The sequence below is a fragment of the Actinosynnema sp. ALI-1.44 genome, assembly GCF_001984155.1.
GTDB lineage: Bacteria > Actinomycetota > Actinomycetes > Mycobacteriales > Pseudonocardiaceae > Kibdelosporangium.
This window is the reverse complement of the sequence record NZ_MTQO01000049.1, coordinates 530373-548872: the sequence shown is the minus strand read 5'-3', so window position 1 is coordinate 548872 and position 18500 is coordinate 530373. Positions and strand designations below refer to the sequence as shown.

17 protein-coding genes are annotated in these 18500 nt (G+C 68.6%); 4 read left to right on the top strand and 13 right to left on the bottom strand.

Going from position 1 to position 18500, the window contains the following annotated elements; all coding sequences use genetic code 11:
• Window positions 1–4: 4 nt before the first annotated feature.
• The 4 genes from ALI144C_RS32300 to ALI144C_RS32285 all read right to left on the bottom strand — a co-directional run bounded on the left by ALI144C_RS32300 (window position 5) and on the right by ALI144C_RS32285 (window position 3117).
• Window positions 5–1174: an MFS transporter gene (locus ALI144C_RS32300; RefSeq protein ID WP_237774415.1), complete on the bottom strand. Its 1170-nt coding sequence runs from the start codon at window positions 1172–1174 to the stop codon at window positions 5–7.
• Between the two features lie 69 nt (window positions 1175–1243).
• Window positions 1244–1705, bottom strand: coding sequence for a thioredoxin family protein (locus ALI144C_RS32295; protein WP_076990935.1), 462 nt, complete (start codon window positions 1703–1705; stop codon window positions 1244–1246).
• Between the two features lie 41 nt (window positions 1706–1746).
• The gene (locus ALI144C_RS32290; protein WP_076990934.1) at window positions 1747–2094 is read right to left on the bottom strand and encodes a rhodanese-like domain-containing protein; all 348 of its coding nucleotides are present in this window, start codon (window positions 2092–2094) and stop codon (window positions 1747–1749) included.
• Between the two features lie 90 nt (window positions 2095–2184).
• Window positions 2185–3117: a LysR family transcriptional regulator gene (locus ALI144C_RS32285; RefSeq protein ID WP_076990933.1), complete on the bottom strand. Its 933-nt coding sequence runs from the start codon at window positions 3115–3117 to the stop codon at window positions 2185–2187.
• A 159-nt stretch (window positions 3118–3276) separates the two neighbouring features.
• Between ALI144C_RS32285 and ALI144C_RS32280 the strand changes: the two genes are divergently transcribed.
• From ALI144C_RS32280 to ALI144C_RS32270, 3 genes are read left to right on the top strand one after another with little or no spacing between them, the layout of a single operon-like run.
• Window positions 3277–3981 (top strand): tRNA-dependent cyclodipeptide synthase, encoded by a 705-nt coding sequence (locus ALI144C_RS32280; RefSeq protein ID WP_237774414.1) that lies wholly within the window; start codon window positions 3277–3279, stop codon window positions 3979–3981.
• Window positions 3982–3983: 2 nt separating this feature from the next.
• The gene (locus ALI144C_RS32275; RefSeq protein ID WP_076990932.1) at window positions 3984–5285 is read left to right on the top strand and encodes a purine-cytosine permease family protein; all 1302 of its coding nucleotides are present in this window, start codon (window positions 3984–3986) and stop codon (window positions 5283–5285) included.
• A gap of 17 nt (window positions 5286–5302) precedes the next feature.
• Complete coding sequence (locus tag ALI144C_RS32270) at window positions 5303–6238, top strand: LysR family transcriptional regulator (protein WP_076990931.1); 936 nt, start codon at window positions 5303–5305, stop codon at window positions 6236–6238.
• Between the two features lie 42 nt (window positions 6239–6280).
• On the opposite strand, the gene ALI144C_RS32265 is transcribed toward ALI144C_RS32270, so the two are convergent.
• Window positions 6281–7702: a hypothetical protein gene (locus ALI144C_RS32265; protein ID WP_076990930.1), complete on the bottom strand. Its 1422-nt coding sequence runs from the start codon at window positions 7700–7702 to the stop codon at window positions 6281–6283.
• Window positions 7703–7881: 179 nt separating this feature from the next.
• Here ALI144C_RS32265 and ALI144C_RS32260 point away from each other — a divergent pair, with 179 nt between their 5' ends.
• Entirely contained in the window at window positions 7882–8874 is a 993-nt protein-coding gene (locus tag ALI144C_RS32260; RefSeq protein WP_076990929.1) for a DUF3558 domain-containing protein, read from the top strand.
• A gap of 12 nt (window positions 8875–8886) precedes the next feature.
• Here the strand turns inward: ALI144C_RS32260 and ALI144C_RS32255 are convergent, their stop codons facing one another.
• The 8 genes from ALI144C_RS32255 to ALI144C_RS32220 form a co-directional block, all read right to left on the bottom strand.
• Window positions 8887–9321 (bottom strand): VOC family protein, encoded by a 435-nt coding sequence (locus tag ALI144C_RS32255; protein WP_076990928.1) that lies wholly within the window; start codon window positions 9319–9321, stop codon window positions 8887–8889.
• Between the two features lie 91 nt (window positions 9322–9412).
• Window positions 9413–12163, bottom strand: a complete 2751-nt coding sequence (locus ALI144C_RS32250) for an outer membrane protein assembly factor BamB family protein (protein ID WP_083753572.1) — start codon at window positions 12161–12163, stop codon at window positions 9413–9415.
• A gap of 140 nt (window positions 12164–12303) precedes the next feature.
• On the bottom strand, window positions 12304–13083 hold the full coding sequence (locus ALI144C_RS32245; RefSeq protein ID WP_076991028.1) for an ABC transporter ATP-binding protein: 780 nt from the start codon (window positions 13081–13083) through the stop codon (window positions 12304–12306).
• The gene (locus tag ALI144C_RS32240) at window positions 13080–14144 is read right to left on the bottom strand and encodes a FecCD family ABC transporter permease (protein ID WP_076990926.1); all 1065 of its coding nucleotides are present in this window, start codon (window positions 14142–14144) and stop codon (window positions 13080–13082) included. Before ALI144C_RS32240 ends, ALI144C_RS32245 begins: the two co-directional genes overlap by 4 nt.
• A gap of 9 nt (window positions 14145–14153) precedes the next feature.
• Complete coding sequence (locus tag ALI144C_RS32235) at window positions 14154–15179, bottom strand: ABC transporter substrate-binding protein (RefSeq protein WP_076990925.1); 1026 nt, start codon at window positions 15177–15179, stop codon at window positions 14154–14156.
• A 164-nt stretch (window positions 15180–15343) separates the two neighbouring features.
• On the bottom strand, window positions 15344–16036 hold the full coding sequence (locus ALI144C_RS32230) for an O-methyltransferase (RefSeq protein WP_076990924.1): 693 nt from the start codon (window positions 16034–16036) through the stop codon (window positions 15344–15346).
• Between the two features lie 9 nt (window positions 16037–16045).
• The gene (locus ALI144C_RS32225; RefSeq protein ID WP_076990923.1) at window positions 16046–17098 is read right to left on the bottom strand and encodes a methyltransferase; all 1053 of its coding nucleotides are present in this window, start codon (window positions 17096–17098) and stop codon (window positions 16046–16048) included.
• Window positions 17095–18309 carry a cytochrome P450 gene (locus tag ALI144C_RS32220; RefSeq protein ID WP_076990922.1) on the bottom strand — a complete coding sequence of 405 codons (1215 nt, stop codon included), beginning with the start codon at window positions 18307–18309 and terminating at the stop codon, window positions 17095–17097. Before ALI144C_RS32220 ends, ALI144C_RS32225 begins: the two co-directional genes overlap by 4 nt.
• Between the last annotated feature and the right edge of the window lie 191 nt (window positions 18310–18500).

Below are 18500 nucleotides of genomic sequence, written 5' to 3'. Positions count from 1 at the left end.
GGTCTCATTCGCTGACGAGCGCGTGGTCAGTTCCACGCGCTGACAGCGGTAGCCGGACCGCCGTGAGAATCGGCACCGCCAGCAGCACGGCGGCGGTCCACGGTAGAGCGGGGGCGGCGTGGTTCAACACCACGCCGCCCAGCGCCGCGCCGGCGGCCACGGCGCCGTTCCACGCGGCGATGGTCAACGACTGGGCCCGGTCGGCGCTTCTGCCCGCGACCAGAGCGGTGACGGCCTGGAACGCTGTGGGAGCGCCACCGAAAGCCAAACCCCACAGGGCGGACGCCAGCAGGATCGGGCCAGCGTCGTCGGACAACGCCAGCGAGACGATCCCGGCGGCGGTCAACGCGGGACACCAGGCAAGCACGGCACGGGGATACCGGTCCAGCGCGGAGCCGACCACGACGATCCCGCACACCGCCGCCGCGCCGAACGCCAGAAGGGCGGTGCTCACCAGGTTTTCGCGGCCCAGCCGAGCCAGTGCCGGACCGAGGTAGGTGTAGAGCACGTTGTGCCCCAACGAGTACGCGAACACGATCAGCAGCACCGGTCGCATTCCGGCCCACGGCGAGGAAGCCGGTGTTGTCCGGCCGGACCCGGCGGTGGTGACCTGGATCGGCGGCACCACAACGAGAATCCAGAACAGCAACGGCACTGCGATCAGGGCCATGGCCGCGAACGACCAACGCCAGCCGACGAGTTCGCCGAGCGCTGTCGCGGCGGGCACGCCGGCCGCGAACCCGACGGGCGTCCCCGCCATCGCCACGGCCAGCGCCCGTCCGGCCAGCGCGGGCGGCGCGATCCGCATCGCGTACACCGCGACCAGCGACCACATCACACCGGTCACCGCCCCGGACACCACCCGTGCACCCATGATCACGGAATACCAAGGGGACACGGCGATCACGAGGTTGGTCACGACGAACCCGAGCACGAGCGCCACCAGAACCCGCTTGCGCGGCAGCCGGGACGTCAACGCCGTCAACGGAATCGCGGTCACGGCGGTGGTGACGGCGTACACCGTGACCAGTTGTCCCGTCGTGGACGGCGACACCCCGAGGTCCTCGGACATCCCCAGCAGCAGGCCCGCGGGCAACACCTCCGTGAGGCAGCCGAGCAGCACGGTCAACGTGAACGCGAGCAACGCCCGCAGCGGCAGTCTGTCCACTGGCACAGGGTTTCCTTCCCGAGCGGAAACGCCCCGGCACGGTGGGCTGGCCGTGCCGGGGCGCGGGGGATTGGATCAGCCCTTGGCCAACTGGGCGTCGATCCACGTCCGCAATGCGGACTCACCCTTGAACCCGATCATTCGGGAATTCGGCAGCTCAGCCGCGTTGCGCACCGGCACCAGGGTCGGCAGGTACTGGATGCGGTAGCGGGACACCAGGTCGCGGCTGGTGTCCGCGTCGACCTCGCCGAGCAGGAACCGGCCGCCGTACTGCCCGGCCAGCTTCTCGATGACCGGCTTGAGCTGGCGGCACGGCGGGCACCACGTGGCGCCGAAGTCCAGGATCACCAGCTTGGTGCGGGAGGTCTCCATCACCTGGTTGTAGTTCGCGGACGTCACGGTGACGACGTTCTCCGCGCTGATCACCGCGTTCGGGGCGGAGACCGGCGCGGCCTGGGCGGGGGCGGACAGCAGCGCCGAGGCCACCACGGCCGCGGCGACAGTGCCCGCGCGCAGCCAGTTCTTGAGCAGGGACATGGGAGCTCCTTGATGTGCAGGGAAAAGTGCGTGTGTGCGGGTCAGCCGGAGGTGGTCGCCAGACCGGCGGCGACCCAGTCCTCGATGCCCTCGCGGTACTTGCGCACGTTCGAATAGCCGAGTTCGCGCAGCCGTGCGCCGACGAACTCGCTGTTGCGGCAGGGCACGTTCGCGCAGTAGACGACTATTTCGGCGGTCTTGTCCGGCAGGGCCTCCGGCGCGTACCGGTCGGTGAACTCGGCCGCCTGCTCGTAGGGGAACCCGGGAATGTTCACCGCACCGGGCAGGTGTTCCTGTTCGAAATAAGCCGCGGGCATGGTGTCGACCACCACCAGCGTGCCGGCTTCGAGACCTTTTCGGAGTTCGTCACGCGTGATCAGCGGCAGCATCGTGGAATCCCTTTCCGGCCCGATCGGCGTGGTGTTTCACGCCAATTCCGAGTGTGGCCGGGCGAGGACTTCGCGCCCACTGCCAGACGGCTATGCCACGCCGTTATCCAGCCACCGGCGATAGCGGTCGTTCTCGGCGGCGAGCCGGTCGTACGCCTCGACACCCGCCCGGCGCACCGCGTCGAACCGTTCGGCGAACGGATGATCCGCCCGCCACACCAGGAGGTGCTGCACGGTCATCGGATCGCCGGCCAGCGGACGGATCGCCATGCCGGGCATCTCCGGGGTGGTCGGCTGCACCAGGCACACGCCGTGCCCGCCGCGGACCAGGTTGAACCGCAGCGTGTCCACGTCGTGCGCGATGCGCGGGGCGAACCCGTGCGCCAGGCACATCTCGCGGAACACGATCCGGCAGCCGTCGCCGCAGCTGGACACGATCCACCGCTCCTGCGCCAACTCCGCCAGGTCGACGACCGGCGCGGCGGCCAGCGGGTGCGTCGACGGCATCGCCACGAACGACGGCTCGGTCGCCACCCGTTCGACGCGCACCCCGTCCGGCGCGGAAAGCGACCGCGGGCCGCAGATCATCGCCAGCGCGAGATCCACGCACCCGCCCGCGACCTGGGTCACCAGCCGACTGTTCGACAGATCCGAGCGGGTGGTGAGTTCGGCGCCCGGAACCAGGTGCCGGACGCTGTGGAAGACGTCGGACGCGAGCGCGCTGTCGTTCCAGCCGATCCGGACGTCGCCCTGCGCCAGCTGCTGCCCGCGGAAATCCCGATCCAGCTCGTCGAACGCCGGGATGATGGCCGCCGCGCGGGCCAGCACGAGCTGCCCGATCCGGGTGGGTCGCACGCCGCGCGGGCCGCGGTCGAACAGCTTGTCGCCCACCAGTTGTTCGATCCTGCGCAGCTGGTGGCTGAGGGCGGGCTGTGCCAGCCGGAGTTGGCCCGCCGCCCGGTTGAGGCTGCCTGCCCTGGCGATGGCGACCAGCACCCGCAGATGCCGAACCTGAAGCTCCATGCCACTCATTAGAGCCATGGCGTGCCGTGAAGGCCACCTCACCGGCATCGGACGCCCCAGAAGTTCCCATGGCGTATAAGACGGCGGCATGACTTTTCGGCAGTACCTGGTGCGCGGGTTCCTGCCGATAGTGGTCGAATCCGGATCTTCCCTGCCCCTGTGAAATACATTTCGGAGTCGACGGTGTTGCTGACAACTCCGCTGACCGAACACTGCGCCGCCCCGCTTCGAAGTGGCAGGCACGTGTGTATCGGTGTGAGCCCGTTCAACAGCTACTTCACGCCCGAACGCATCGCCGCGCTCGCCCACTGGGCGTCACGGGAATTCGAGCGTTTCCATTTCTTCGTGCCCGACCGCGCGGCCGTGCACACCTTGGAGGCACTCGGTTACGAACCCGCCCGCGCCCGGCGGAAGGCCAGCCGCCAAGGCCAGTACGTGCTCAACAAGATCTGCCGCGCGTTGCGGGACGTGGGCGTGAACGACCCGTGCGAGCACGTGCTCGACGGCGCCGCGCTCGCCTACAACGCCCACTACCAGGGCCTCCTACGCGACGCGCACGACAGGTTCGCCACCGACGAGAAGTTCGGTGCGCACTGCCTGGACGCCACCCACTGGGTGCTCGACCGCCGTCTGCCACCTGGCCGAACGCCGACCGACGCGCAGCTGCGGTGTGCCGTTCTGTACTTCCTGGCCGAACTGCCGATGTTCATCGACACCCCGGCGATCGCCGGGGTCGACAGCTCGGTGTTCGCCTACCACCAGCGCGTCGCATTCCTGGAACGGCTCTACGCGCGGGAACTGACCTGGCAGCCGCACCCGGGTCAGGGGTTCGTCGTGCTGTGCGCCGAAGACGAGGCGGCGTGACGATGGCACACGACGACTATTCGCTGCGCAGGCTGCCCGACGAGGCCCGCACGTCGTGGTTCTCCGTCGCCGTGCAGCGCTTCGGCCAGGTGTCCGCGTTCCACCAGTTCCTGCTCGGCGCCACACTCGGCCTCGGGATGACGTTCTGGGACGCGGTGCTCGCGATCACCCTCGGGTCGGTGATGCTGGAGATCGTCACGATCCTGATGGGCGTCGCGGGAATGCGGGAGAGTCTCTCCACGTCCGTGCTGGCGCGCTGGGCCGGGTTCGGCGGGCGGGGTTCCGCGTTGGTGGGCCTGCTGGTGACGCTGAGCCTCGCGGGGTGGTTCGGTGTGCAGAACGACGTGTTCGCGCACGGCCTGCACGCGCTCATGGGCGGTCCGCCCGTCTGGGTGTGGGCGGTCGTCGGAGGCATGGCGGTGACCGCGGTCGTGGTCGCGGGCTTCCACACCATGGCGTGGACGGCGTACCTGACCGTTCCCGCGTTCCTGCTGCTCACCGGGTGGACGATCGTGTCCGAGCTGAGCAGGCACGATCTGGCTCAGCTGGTCGGGATGCCTGCTCCCGGCCCCGCGTTGAGCCTCGCGCAGGGCACCACGCTGGTCGCGGGCGCGTTCATCATGGGTGCGGTGATGACACCCGACATGACCCGGTTCAACCGGCGGGTCGGGGACGTGGTGAAGCAGACCCTGATCAGCGTCACCCTCGGCGAGTACCTGATCGGCCTGACCGGGGTGCTGCTCGCGCACGCCGCGCGCAGCGCGGACGTGGTCGCGGTGATCATGTCCAACTCCGGTGTGATCGGCACGCTGATCATGGTCGCGGCGATCATGAAGATCAACGACTGGAACCTGTACTCGGCGTCGCTTGGCCTGGTGAACACGGTGGACATGTTGCTGCGCAGACAGATCAGCCGCGCCCGGGCGACGCTGTGGCTGGGCGCGCTCGGCACCGGGCTGTCCGCGTGGGGGATCCTCGACCACTTCACCGTGTTCCTGACCTGGATCGGGGTGGTCACCCCACCGGTCGCGGGCATCGTGATCGCCGAGTACTTCGTGGTGCGCACCTGGCGTGCGCAGCTCGAAGAAACACGCGCGGCAGGCAAACTGCCGGACGACCCGCCGGACTGGGTGCCCGCGTCGCTGGTGTGCTGGGTGGTGGGCGCGGCCGTGGGGTTCCTGGTCCCGGTCGGCATCCCGACGATCAACTCCGTCGTGGCCGCGTTCGCGCTGTACGCTGTGATCGGCAAAACGGTCGGGATCACGCGGCCGCTGTCCGGGTCCGGGGTCGACACGCACCGCTGAACGCCGGAGGTGACGGCATGGAACTTGATGTCCACCACCTGCGGCTGGTGCAGGCGATCGGCGCGACGGGCAGCCTGTCGGAGGCGGCGGTGCTGCTCGGCATCAGCCAGCCCGCGGTCAGCGGAAAGCTCAAGCGCCTGGAGAACACGCTCGGGCAAAGGTTGTTCGACCGGGGAAACCACACCCATTCCGTCGCGCCGACGCCGACGGGAGAACTGCTGCTCGACCGGATCAGCGCGGTGCTGCCGTTGATGGAGGGCCTGGTGCGGGACATCGAGACCCGCACCGGACCGTCCGGGGTGGTCCGGGTCGGCGGGGTGTGCTCGCCGATCCTCGGCCACCTGCCCGCGATCGTGGGCGAACACGGGCCGAGCGGTCCCGGCGCGTCGCTGTTCGACAGCGACTGCCGGGACCTCGTGGTGAACCTGGTCGCCCAGCGGCGGTTGGAAGTGGGCGTGGTCAAGGACTACCCCGGGTACGAGACGGTCGCGCCCGCGTCGGTGGAAACAGCGGTGGTGACGCACGACCAGACGCTCGTGCTGCTGCGCGAGGACCACCCGTTGGCCCGGCACAAGGTGATCCGGCTGGACCAGCTGGCGGGGGAGGAGTGGGTGCTGCCCACACCGGACTCGTCGCGGTTCCACGAGTACTTCCATACAACCTGTCGTCGCACGGGGTTCACGCCTCGGGTGCGGTACGTCTCGGAGTCCTACGGGATGGTTGTGGCGGCGGTGCGCAACGGTGCCGTCGGGTTGTCGCAGGCGGCGTGCGAGGGGCACCAGCAGGTCGCCGCACGGCTGCTCGCGGACGGAGCGCTGTCGCGGCGGTTCTTGCTGGTGTGGCACAGGGAAGGCGAGTTCGCCGACTGCGCGCGGCAGGTCGTCGCGGACGCCGCGCTGGCGTACCGGCTGGAGTGCGAGGAATCGCCGGTGTACTCGCGCTACCTGGCTTGACCGGGCGGGTGTCCTCCTGGAGGACACCCGCGTCCGCGCTGGTCAGCGGAACTCCGCCGGTGGCGGGGTGGTGCCGTGCACCCAGGCGTTGTGGAACGCGCTGAGGTCCATGTCGGCCACCGCCGCCGTGTAGAGCTCCCAGTCGTGCCAGCCCTGGTTGAGCAGCACGGCGATCTGCGGGAATTCACGCAGAACCACGAAGAACTTCTCGTCACCGATGTGTTTGCGCAGGGCGTGCACCATCAGCACACCCTTGTCGGTGACGGAGAACTCCCTGCCGACACCCGGATCGGCCAGCTGACGTCCCCAGAACCGGGCGTCCGTGCCTGCCCGGCGCAGCGCGTCCTGGTAGCGCCGCTCGACATCCGGGCCACCGTTCGCCTCGTCCCACAGCCACACCAGGTAGCGGGCGTACGAGTCGACCAGCGGCTGGTCCCTCCACATCTTGATGGCGAGCTGGTTGCCCCACCACTGCGCGGCCACAGCCTGGGCCAGCGCCGACTGGTCCGCGCCGGAGCCGTACACCGGGCGGCCCTGTGACGGATGCGTGTAGGCGATCCAGTCCGGCACGTACAGTCCGCCTGCGGAAGGTGTCGGGTATGGCCCGAGCTTGGCCGTCAGGAAGGCCATGACCTTGGGCAGGGACCTGGCGAGGGCGGTGCCGGTGCCGGGTGCGAACGCGTCGAGGACGGGAGTGCCGTCCGGCAGGGTGGTTTCGCGCACGGTGTACCGGTCGATGCCGATCATCGTGGCGGACGGGGTGATCGGGGTTTCCTCCGCCCACGTGTATTGTCCGTTGTGGACGGACTGGCGCACCCCGTTGGACACCACGGCCCAGCCGTCGGGAACAGTGGCCTTCACGTGGAAGGTGGCTTTGTCCGCCGAGGTGTCGTTGACGGGGAACCACGTCGTCGCCGAGTGAGGCGCGCCTGCCGCGAACACCCCGCCGGACAACGACGTGCGCCAACCGGTCGCGCCCCGCCTCGGGGTGTGTTCGGGCTGCGGGCGGCCGCAGTACACGATCTCCACGGTGAAGGCGGTGTCCGCGGCGAGCCCGGTGGCCGGGGTGATCACCAGCTCGTGCTCCTTGGCGCGGGTGAAGGACGCGGGAACGCCGCCGACCTTCACCGAGCTCACGGTGAGGCCGCGCAGGTCGAGGTTGAACCGGGTGAGACGCTGGGTCGTGGTGGCCGTGACGACGGTCCGGGCGTTGAGGAAGCGGTCAGCCGGGTCGTACGTCAGGTTCACCGCGTAGTCGGCGACGTTGTACCCGCCGTTGCCGTCCGTGGGGTAGTAGGGGTCGACGCCGAGCACGACGCCGTTGGGCGCGACGTGCACGTATCCGTCGGTGCCGATCGTGTCGGTGTCGACGGTGTCGGCTGCGTGGGCGACGGCTGGGCACAAGGACAGGCCGCACAGCAGCAGGGTGACCGACGAGAACGTTCGTCGAATCCGCACAGCCATGGGGAAACCTCTCGGGTCCGGGACAGGGCCCGGTCAGTCTCAGTGGACCCCGCCGGGGTCTGCCACTGCCAGTTCCCTATGCTCGCGCGTTATCCGATGACGGTCGTTCAACCCTCGCCCCGTGGGCCCCGGAGCTGCCATGGTGGGCGCCGAACTCGACTAAGGACGTGGTGACACCGATGAGGCGCCTGGTGGGTGCGGCGATGGTCCTCGTGTTGACAGCAGGGTGCTCCGGCACATCCGGCACGCCTGAGGCACCGGCGAGACCGGCGAACGTCGCCGCGATCAACCCGTGCGACCTGCTCACCGACCAGGAGAAGGCCGACCTTCGCCTCAAAGTGGACAAGGAGACCAAGGACGGCCACCGGCGTTCGTGCACGTTGCTCACGACGAGACTGCTCGACGACTCCAGCGGGGTCCGGATGGGATCCCTGGAACTCGTCTTGCGCGACAGCGCCGCACCGAACCGGGTCGCCGACGCCAAGCGGATCGCCGAGAGCTTCCAGCGGGAGAGGTCGGCCAACCTCGTCACGACCAACGTCGACGGCAGGGAGGTCTACCAGGTCGGCCCGGTGCAGCTGATCGGGTGCAGGGTGTTCTTCCAGGTGAACGCGACGTCCTCGCTGGAAGTCGCGCCCGTGACGAAACCCGAGAGCAAGGACTGTGCCTTTCCCGACCTGACCCGCCAGTTGGCAGCCAAACTGCCCGCTCCGGATCCAGCGCCCGTACGCGCCGACCGTGACCGGCCGGTCGACGTGCGCGCGCTTGACCCATGCGCCCTGATCAGCACGGACCGCAAGGCGTCGATGCGCCTCGGTGAGGGCAACCCGTCCACCGAGGTGGTGCGGTCCTGTCGGTACAGCACCGGGACCACGACCCCCGGCAGCCTTGAGTTCGTCTCCGTGTCCCTCTGGACCTCCGGGGCGAAGGGCCAGAACGGGGAGACATCGGCCGTGCGCGTGGTGAACGAGCGCAACGCGTACGAGAAACGGCCCGACAAGTCCGGGGTGTCCACGATCAGCGACTGCGAGTACCGCCTCGAAGTCACCACGGCGACATCCGTCCACGTCAGGAGCCAGGTACTGGGGGCGAACAACGTCGAGCCCGCCTGCGCTGCCGCCGCCGAAGTGGCTGCCGACATCGAGCCGAGACTTCCGCTGATCGTCACGTGATCCGATCGGACGTCAGTTCTTCAGCTCCTCGGCGAGCATCACGATGATGCCGCTGGGACCTTGGACGTACGTGAGCTTGTAGATGTCCTCATAGGTGGCCACGCCGCGAAGCGGACGGCATCCGTGTTTCGCGGCTGTCTCAAGGGCTTTGTCGATGTCATCGACGGAGAAGGCGACGCGGTGCATGCCGATCTCGTTGGGACGAGTGGGCTCCGACTCGATCGCTTCGGGGTGGATGTACTCGAAGAGCTCAAGGCGACCCTGACCGTCCGGCGTCTGGAGCATCGCGATGTTGGCGTGGTTGCCATCAAGGCCGACGGCAGTCTCGGTCCACCCACCGCTGACCGTGTCACGGCCGACGACGGTGAGACCGAGGTCTGTGAAAAAGGAAATCGCTGCTTCGAGGTCGCGAACGGTGATGCCGACGTTCTCGAGTTTGATGGCCATCTGTCGCATGCTACCGAAGCCGGGACTCGATCCAACCTTGGCCAGACGCTGGCGGAACCCGGCGCGGCACCGCGCCGGGTTCCCGTCCTGCCTACAATGGAGGCAAGGGATAGAGCGTACGGCGGCTCGCCAGCGCGTGGACGGTTCCGTCAGTGGTGAGCGCGATCAGCCAGTCGCCGGAGACCGACAGCGCGGACGTGAGGCCGCCGCCGAGCTTGTACTCGGAGCGGATCTTTCCCGTCCGGCGGTCGAGGGCGATCAGGCGGCCGTCCCAGGTGCCCACGTAGACCGTCGTGGCGGTGGCCAACGGGTGCATCGCCGGGGCGCCTGCCGGACGGGCCGAGCAATACTTGGCACGCGCCGGATCGTCCATCGGGCTCCTGCCCGGAGGATAGCCGACCGCTGTCTCCCACGCGGGCGTGTTCGGTGCGGCCGGGTTGACCGCGCGGACCTTCCCGTCGATTCCGGCGACGTACACCATGTTGTCGTACACCGCCGGTGTCGTGATCGGCGGCGGTCCCGGCTCGCAGTTGGTGGTGGGGACCGTCGCCGACCACAGCTGTTTGCCCGCTGTGTCGTGGGCGACCACCCCTTGCTGGGACACCGAGACCACGGTGTTGCCCGTGATCACCGGCGACGGGTGGGCGTAGATGTCCTTGGACAGGGATACCGACGACTCCCGTGCGCAGGTGGTGAGATTCATGCGGATGAGGGCGTTGCCCGCCCCGCTGTTGAGGTACGCGCTGTCCGAGCCGGGGACGCGGACCGCTGTGCTGTGGAACTCGCCCCAACCCACCTCGTCGGCGCGGAAGGCGCCGCGTTTGGTACCCGTGGTCGCGTCGCGGCAGATGATCTGGTTCCACTGTTGGTAGACGGCGACTCGTCCGGCTGACGTGTCGAACACGCTCACCGGGCCACCCGCACGGCCGTAACGGCGGACCGTGGTGCCGATTTTCTGTTCGTTCTCAATGCTTTCCCACGTCACGTGACCGTCGTTCGCGTCGAGTGCGTACACCCGGCCGACACCCGTGGTCAGGTAGACCGTGTTGCCGTGGACGGTCGGGAACGATTCGGCGTCACCGTCCACATAGGTGCGCCACGCTGTCTTGCCCGTTCGCAGGTCGTAGGCGATCACCTGGTTGTACGGCGACGCGAACGCCTGGGTGGTCACGATCGCCTTGCCGCCGGCGATCGCGGCGCCGTTGAGGGTGAAGTTCTGGCCGGTGTTGGCCGACCAGCGTTGGTCGAGGACGGCACCTGGGTCGCTGGACGCCGCCGAGCGGCCCTGTTCGTCGCCGCCCTGCCTGGCCCAGTCCGCACCCGCCTTCGGCTTGTGCAACGCGAAGGGCGGGGCGACACGGAAGGTGTTCCGCGCAGCGGGCCACGATTTTCCTGCGGTGTCGTGGGCGATCACGTCGACCCGGTAGGTGCCCGGGAACAGCCCTGCGATCTCCGAACGGGCCATCGTCCAGTTGTCACGCGGTTTCGGGCACGGCTCCGGGGACCCGCCCGGTGGGGTGTAGCAGTTCACCTTTCCGCCCGGCTCGCTGGCGGAGCCGAACGTCAGATCGCGTTGCCACACGGTCCATCCCCATGCGTTGCGGATCCGCACGCTTGCCCTGGCCGGGATGCGTCCGTCGTCTTCCGCGTACACGTCGAGCGGGATCTTGGCGAACGGCTCGTGCACGCTTGCTTGCGCTGGGCTCACCACGGCCATGTCGTCGCGCACGGTGAACTGGTGGTGCTGGCCGGTCACATACCTGTCGTTGAGGTCAGTGAAGTCGAGGACCTTGTAGCTCGGGCGTACGCCGTCGATGCCGTAGGTCGCGCCGATGTTGTTGATCTCCACCGAACGGGGGAAGGCGCCTCGGCGGAACTCCGCCTGCTGGTTGTGCCCCGCGGCGAACATGCGCACGTCGTACTTGGCCAGTTCGTCCACAATGGGCTGGATGGCCGAGCCCGGTCCCCACTGGGTGAACAGGGAGCGGTGCGCGAACACGAAAACCTGCTTGCCGACTGCGTTGCGGCGCAGGTCCTCACGCAACCACGCCAGCTGCGGAACGAGTGAGCCGGTGTCGTAGTTGTTCTCCAGCACCACGTGATGGCGGCCGTTGCGGTTGAAGCTGTACCACTCCGGCCCGAGGTTGCGCCGGAACAACTCGACCGATGCGGTGTACGCGCCTTCGGAGAAGTCGTGGTTGCCCATGACCGGGTAGAACGCGTGGCCGAGTTTGCCGGAGACCAGTCCGGTGCGCAGGATGTCGTAACTGCCCTGCCTGCGGGACGCGGTGGTGTAGTCCGTGACAGTGAGGTCGCCGGTGGCGATCGTCAGGCTCGCAGCGGGGTCTTCGGCCATCGCGCGCACCTGGCTGGTCCACTGGTCCAGGGTGTGCTCGCTGGACTGGTCGCTGCGGTTGTCGGTCTCGGTGTCGGACACCATCTGCCACTTCTCGGCCGGGTCGGCCGCTCGGGCGTCCGGCACCAGGGGGAAGTCGACAGTGGGCGCGACCGGCCGGAAGTACCGGGGGACGAAGTCCTCCCGCAACGGCGGCGTGTACCCGTCGGGGGAGACGACGTAGACCAGGTCGCTCTCGCGCCGCGCGACGTCCACGGTGATGGTGTAGCGCCCCGCGTTGTCGGTCGTCGCCCAGGCGGCGCCGTCGCTGATCGAGACGCCGCCGAGCCCACGCTCACCTTCGTCCTGTTTGCCGTTGCCGTTGGTGTCGGCGTAGACGACACCTTCGACGTCGGCCGTGTTGGCCGCCTGAACCGTGGGCGGGCTCGCGCCGAGCACCAGCGCGGCGGCGGCGACACTGCAGATGATCACGGAAATCCTTGACACCGCAGGAAGCTACAACGCCCAGGTGTCCAGAGCGGACCAGCAGGAAAACCGCCGGTGAACGGCGTCGCCACTCTTGGCAACCAATGTGGCCTTCGTTGCGAAAAACGCAACGAAGGCCACATTGGTTGCACAGCATCCGTTCAGAGGTCGGCGACCTTGCGCGGGGAGAACGCGAGGAGCAGCCCGCCGGTGACCGGGTGCGTCACGTGCGTGCACGTGACGCCGAAGACCTCCTGGACCAGGTCCGGGCTGAGCACCTCCACGGGCGGGCCATGGGCGACGAGCCGTCCGCGGTGCAGGACGTAGATCCGGTCGCAGTACGTGGCCGCGAGGTTCAGGTCATGCAGCACGCACAGCGTCGCCCGGCCGAGGTCGCGGACCAGTTCGAGCAGTTCGAGCGCGGCGTACACGTCGAGGTGGTTGGTCGGCTCGTCGAGCAGGAGCAGCGGGCTTTCCTGGGCGAGGGCACGGGCGACCAGTGCCCGTTGCCGCTCGCCACCGGACAAGGTGGACAGCCGTCTTGTGCGGTGGTTCGCCAGCTCGACCCGTTCCAGCGCGCCCACGATCGTGGCCTTGTCGCGTGCCGAAGTCCGGTCGAACGGCCCCAGCCACGGGCCGCGACCCATGGCCACGACTTCCTCGACGGTGAAGTCGAAGTCCGGGGCGCTGTCCTGCGCGACGAGGGCCGCACGCCGGGAGATCTGGCGTTGACCGAGGCCACGCACGTCGTCGCCGTCCAGTGCCACACTGCCCGCGACCGGATCGATCGCGCGGTGGATGGTGCGCAACAGCGAGGTTTTGCCGCTTCCGTTGGGGCCGACGAGGCCGACGCGTTCGCCGTCGCCGACCGCCAGGTCGCAGTCGGAGACGACGGGGGTGGCGCCGAGCTGGACGCTCACCCCGGACAACGAGAGTCTCACGATGCCTCCGAACGGCGCAGCAGCCACAGGAACACCGGTGCGCCGAGTACGGCGGTGACGATCCCGATGGGCAGCTCCTCTGGGCGAACGGCGATACGGCACACCATGTCGACGGCGACGAGGTAGATCGCGCCGACGAGCATCGCGGTCGGCAGCAGCCGCCGGTGGTCGGGGCCGATGACCAGCCGCACGACGTGCGGGACGATGAGCCCGACGAACCCGATCCCGCCGGACACCGCGACGAGCACACCGGTCAGCAGCGACGCCGCGACCAGCAGCTGGATCCGCGTGCGGTGCACGGAAACGCCGAGCGACAGCGCCGCGTCGTCGCCCGCGGCGAGCGCGTTGAGCGTCCGGGCCTGCAGGATCAGGTAGACGCCGCTGACCACCACGGCCGCGGCGGGCAGCGTCAGGTTCTTCCACGACGACTCCGACAGCGAACCGAGCAGCCAGAACAACACCGAGTGCGCCGCGTTCGGATCGGAACTGCGGAAGATGACGAAACTGGTGGCCCCGCTGAACAGATAGGACAGCGTCACCCCGGCGAGGACCAGCCGACCCGGCACGACACGACCGGCCCTGCGTGACAACATCAGGACCGCCATCGTCGCGACCAGCGCACCGACGAAGGCCGCTGCCGACGTCGACAACCCCGCCACCGCCACTGATCCGAGCGTGATCGCGACGCTGGCCAGCAACCCGGCGCCCGCGGAGACACCGAGCACGTACGGATCGGCGAGCGGGTTGCGGACCGTCGCCTGCAGGGCGACACCCACGGCGGCGAGTCCCGCGCCGACTACGGCGGCCAGCAGGACGCGGGGCAGCCGCAGGTGCCACACGATCCGGTCGTCCACGGCGCTGGCGGCGGGCTTGGCGCCGATCAGGTGATCACGGATGACCATGGCGACGGTGTCCAGCCGCACGCCGACTGAGCCGATCGAAACAGCCACGCAGACCATGACGATGAGCACCAGCAGCAGAGCGGGCGCGGTGACCGGGAGGGAGAGTCGCGTACGCGACGGCTTGTCGGGGCCGGCGACGGGCAGTGTCTTGTTCGGCATCGAGGAGGTCTACTGAGCGGGAAAGGCGTTCGGGTGCAGGAAGCGCGCGAGTTCCACGACGCCGTCCACCGGTCTGGTGCTGCCACGCGCGCCGGTCCTTGCCGCGTCGATCGCGAGGATGCGCTGCTGTTTGACGGCGTCGGTCGTGGGGAACGTTCGGGTCAGGTAGGCGATCGAGTCACGCTGTCCGTCGGCCGACGCAGTGAAGTCGTCGATGATGATCGCCTGCGGGTTGCGGGCGATGATCTGTTCGGGGCTGATCGGCGTGAACTGCCCTGGCAGCTCGCCGAACAGGTTCTTGCCGCCCGCTCGCTGCATCACGTCGTTCGACAGGCCGCCGGTGGTGACGTAGAGCTGACCCGCGACCTGCGCCACCTCGACGATGCCGACCTTGGGCTGCTGGGCGGTGCGTCGCCGGGTGTCGTCGAGCCGGGCGCGCAACTGGTCCGCGAGTGCGCGTGCGGCCGTCTGCACCTCGAAGACCTTGCCGAACTGGTCGAGGTCGGCGTCCAGCGCGTCGAGCCCCGCGCTGTCCTCGGCGATGTCCCTGACACAGTCGCCGCCGACGACGAAGGTCGCGACTCCCAGCTGTTTCAGCTCGTCGACGGTAGGGCCGCCGTTGCTGCCGGAGACCTTGTCGAGCTGATCGGTGATCAGCAGATCGGGCTTGGCGGCGATCAGCGCCTCTGTGCTCGGGTTGCGCACTCCCAGGTTGGGCAGGGACTCCAGGCGTGCCTTGAGCGCGGGGGAGGGGGCGGACTCGCCCCGCGTCTTGGCGACGATCCGGTCGCCGACACCCAGTGCGAACAGCGCGTCGGCGATGGCGTCGTTGGTGATCACCACGCGTTGCGGGGCGCGGTCGAGCGTGATGGTCTGGCCGCAGGACGTGAAGCTGATCCTGCCCGGTCCGGCGGCCTGGCTCGAACCGGCGTCCTGACCCGCGCATCCTGCTGCCGCGAGGGCGAGTGCGCTGAGCGTGGCGGCCAGGAGCCGGTTCGGACCTCGTGTCCGGTGGTCAGGGTGCACCTGGCGCACGAAGCGGGTCCCCTTTCACGGTCAGTCGTCCAGTGGCACCGAAGTGGCGACGACCGGCATTGTCGAATGAGCCTCAGTCGAGGCTGTTAGGTTACCCTAACGAAGCCACGCGTCATCAGCAAGATCCGACGTGTCGGGGGAGTTCGCGGTGTCGGCCGCAGGGCTCACCCGGTGCGCACTGCCAGGTGGTTGCCTCGCGACGGCTCGAACGGCAGCGTGAGCCCGGCGTAACCGTTCGCCGGGTCGCGGACGTAGTCCAGGAAGGGACCTGCGGTTTCCAGCGCGTTCTCGCCGAGGACCAGCGAGCCCGGCCGCAAGTACGGCTCGACCAGTCGCAGGACCGGGTGGTAGAGGCTGAACGCGCCATCGAGCAGCAGCAGGTCCACCGGGCCGTCGAAGCCGTCCTGCAGCGTCTCGAGCGCGTCACCTACCCGGAACTCGACGAGGTCGTCCAGTCCTGCCGCGGCGAGGTTCTGTCGTGCTCGCGCGGATTTCTCAGGCACGATCTCCGTGGTGATCACCTTGCCGCCGCCACCGGCGTCGCGCAACGCGCTCGCGAGGTGGATCGTCGAGACGCCGAAGGACGTACCGAATTCGACGATCCGTCGCGCACCGCAGGCCCGTGCGAGCACGTAGAGCAGGCGGCCGAACTCCGGGGCGATGCACCAGTAGTTCCCGGGGTACGACTGGTAGAACGCCTTGTAGTCCCGGCGCTCCTCGGCGATGGCCCAGCTCATCATGTCGTCGTCGATCAGTACGTCGTCGGACTTCTGCGCCATCGACTGGTCGGCGGTGACGGCGTCGTCGAACAACGCGGTCAAGACGTCGGCGACGCGCGGGCTCGAAAGCGTGTCCATGTTTCTCCTTCAGTCGAAGACTGGGTGGATCTTCGTGGCGCGGACGACGGACTCCAGCCCGGCCCGGTCCACACCGGTGATCTCGATGTCCACTTCGGCGAGCAACGCGCGGTAGTCGTCGATGGTGCGCTGCTTGCCTGCGCACAGCACGAGCATGTCCATGTCCATCAGCGCGACCAGCTCGTCGAAGCGCGGGTCGACATCCGGCAGTGCCTCGACGATGGCAAGCTGGTCGCCTGCCTTCATGGCCGATGCGACGGACCGCAGGATGGCTCGAGTCCGGTCGTCGTCCCAGTTGTGCAGGACGTTCGAGATGACGAACAGGTCGCTGCCTGCCGGGATGGCGTCGAAGAAGGAACCCGCGGTGATGGTGACCCGATCTTCGACGCCTGCCGCCAGGAAGACCTCGGGTGCGAGTGCGACGACCTCAGGCTGGTCGAAAAGCACACCCCGCACATGCGGGGCACGGGTGAGCATCGCCGCGAGCAGCCCACCGCGTCCACCCCCGACATCGGTGACAGTGGTGACACCAGCCAGATCCAGCACGTCCGCGACCGCCGCGATGACTGTCCGCGACAGGTCCGTCATCGCCGCGTCGAACACCGCTCCCACGGCGGGATGGGAGTCGAAGAAGTCCCAGATGTCGTGGCCGTGGACTGCGGAGAAACGTGAGTGGCCGGTGCGTACGGCCGCGTCCAGCTGGGTCCACGTCGCCCGCTCGGCGATCGAGCCGGACCAGCGGGCGACGTCGCGCACCGAGCCGGGCGCGTCCGTCATGAGCGCGCGACCAAGGTCGGTCAACGAGACGGCACCCTCAGGCGTGCGGGTCAGGAGTCCGATGGCGGCCGCGGCCCGGCAGAAGCGTGCGCACGTCGAGCCGTCGAGCCCCAGTCGCAGCGCGACCTCTGCCGGTGGCAGGCACTCCGAGCCAAGGGAGTCGGCGATACCGAGTTCCGCGAAGGTGCTGACCACGCCTGCCCGCCAATACCCCGAGATCAGATCGAGGAGGCGGAGGGCGGCCGGGTCCGCCTGCGCGGGAGCCGGTGGTTCGTGGTTGTTCACGTCGAAGTCCTCTGTGCCTGGTGGCCCGATGCGGGGTGAGCCGACACGTCGAGGCGCCGGAGCTGGCGAATCATGTTGTTCCGCAGCACTTCGGCCGAGTGGACTTCGAACCGCTCGACCCGGGGCAGCAGTGCGCCGAGGACAGCGAGGAGCTGCATCCTGCCCAGGTGCATGCCCGCGCACATGTGGACTCCGTGGCCGAAGGCGAGGTGATCGGTCGGGTTGCGCCGGATGTCGAAGACCTCGGGGTGGTCCCACTTGCGCTCGTCCCGGTTGGCCGAGCCGTACATCACCAGCACCCGCGATCCGGCGGGTATCCGTTGGTCGCCGAGTTCGACGTCCCGAGTGGTCACCCGGGAGAAGTACGGGGTGGGCGACTCGTAGCGCAGTACCTCGTTGACCGCGTGCGAGAGCAGTCGCGGATCGTCCCGCAGCAGTCGCCATTGTGCGGGGAAACGGCCGAACAGCCAGACAGCGCCCGCGATCGCGGAGATCGTGGTGTCCAGCGCCGGGCCCCAGTAGTCGAGCAGCAGCGTGTGGCACTGGGTGTCGTCGATCTCGCCCGCTTCGGCCGCACGCCAGAGTTGGGCACTCCACCCGTCCGGATCCAGTCGTTCCCGCAGCCGCGGGTCGAACGAGTACTCGAAAGCCTCTCGCACGACCGGGAGCGCCGCTCGGGCCCGGTCGTTCGGTGGTCCCGAGTAGTCGAATGCCGCCGCGGCCCACGCGAGCATGCTTTCCCTGCCGGACTCCGGCAGCCCGACCAGCCGGGAAACGACGGTCATCGGCAGGTACCTGGCCAGATCCACGACTCCGTCGAAGCGCACGCGGCCCACGAGGCGGTCGGCGAGTGCCTCCGCCTCGTCGTGGATCGTGCCGCAGACGGCCTTCAGCGACGACGGGGTCAGCGGCCGGCTGATGATCTTGCGCAGCAGGGTGTGCTGCGGAGGGTCGCTGTGCAGCGTGGCGCCTGCTTGCTCCTTGTTGGTCTCGTCGTTGAGCATGACTCCGCTGGCCGAGGAGAAGTCCTGCCAGCTGGCCAGGACGGCGCGAGAAGAGGCGAAGCGAGGGGCGGCGTAGAAGCCGTAGGGATTGAGCCGCACGATCGGGCCGAGCGCCCGCAGTTCGGCCCACAACGGGTAGGGGTCGGCGAGTGCGCTGTCACTCCACAGGTCGATGTCGGCAACGGGGCAGTCGGTGTCGGTGGACAATGTTCTCCTCCCGGGTTCAGTCGGATGGACAACGGAGAGCGTTGGGGCGCAAGGGGATACGAGTAGGTTCGGGGTGGTCCGACCGAGCTGACTCGTGCTTCGGCGTCTCGTGATCTCACGATGCCGGATCGGTGCCGCACGGGCTACCACCTGGCGATGCAAACCGTCTTAGACCCTGCGATGTATGCGCT

Coding starts and splice junctions, on each gene's coding strand:
- ALI144C_RS32285 (WP_076990933.1), bottom strand. CDS start 3,117: ATGGAGCTTCAGGTTCGGCATCTGCGGGTGCTGGTCGCCATCGCCAGG.
- ALI144C_RS32260 (WP_076990929.1), top strand. CDS start 7,882: ATGAGGCGCCTGGTGGGTGCGGCGATGGTCCTCGTGTTGACAGCAGGG.
- ALI144C_RS32290 (WP_076990934.1), bottom strand. CDS start 2,094: ATGCTGCCGCTGATCACGCGTGACGAACTCCGAAAAGGTCTCGAAGCC.
- ALI144C_RS32275 (WP_076990932.1), top strand. CDS start 3,984: ATGGCACACGACGACTATTCGCTGCGCAGGCTGCCCGACGAGGCCCGC.
- ALI144C_RS32240 (WP_076990926.1), bottom strand. CDS start 14,144: ATGCCGAACAAGACACTGCCCGTCGCCGGCCCCGACAAGCCGTCGCGT.
- ALI144C_RS32270 (WP_076990931.1), top strand. CDS start 5,303: ATGGAACTTGATGTCCACCACCTGCGGCTGGTGCAGGCGATCGGCGCG.
- ALI144C_RS32230 (WP_076990924.1), bottom strand. CDS start 16,036: ATGGACACGCTTTCGAGCCCGCGCGTCGCCGACGTCTTGACCGCGTTG.
- ALI144C_RS32255 (WP_076990928.1), bottom strand. CDS start 9,321: ATGGCCATCAAACTCGAGAACGTCGGCATCACCGTTCGCGACCTCGAA.
- ALI144C_RS32265 (WP_076990930.1), bottom strand. CDS start 7,702: ATGGCTGTGCGGATTCGACGAACGTTCTCGTCGGTCACCCTGCTGCTG.
- ALI144C_RS32295 (WP_076990935.1), bottom strand. CDS start 1,705: ATGTCCCTGCTCAAGAACTGGCTGCGCGCGGGCACTGTCGCCGCGGCC.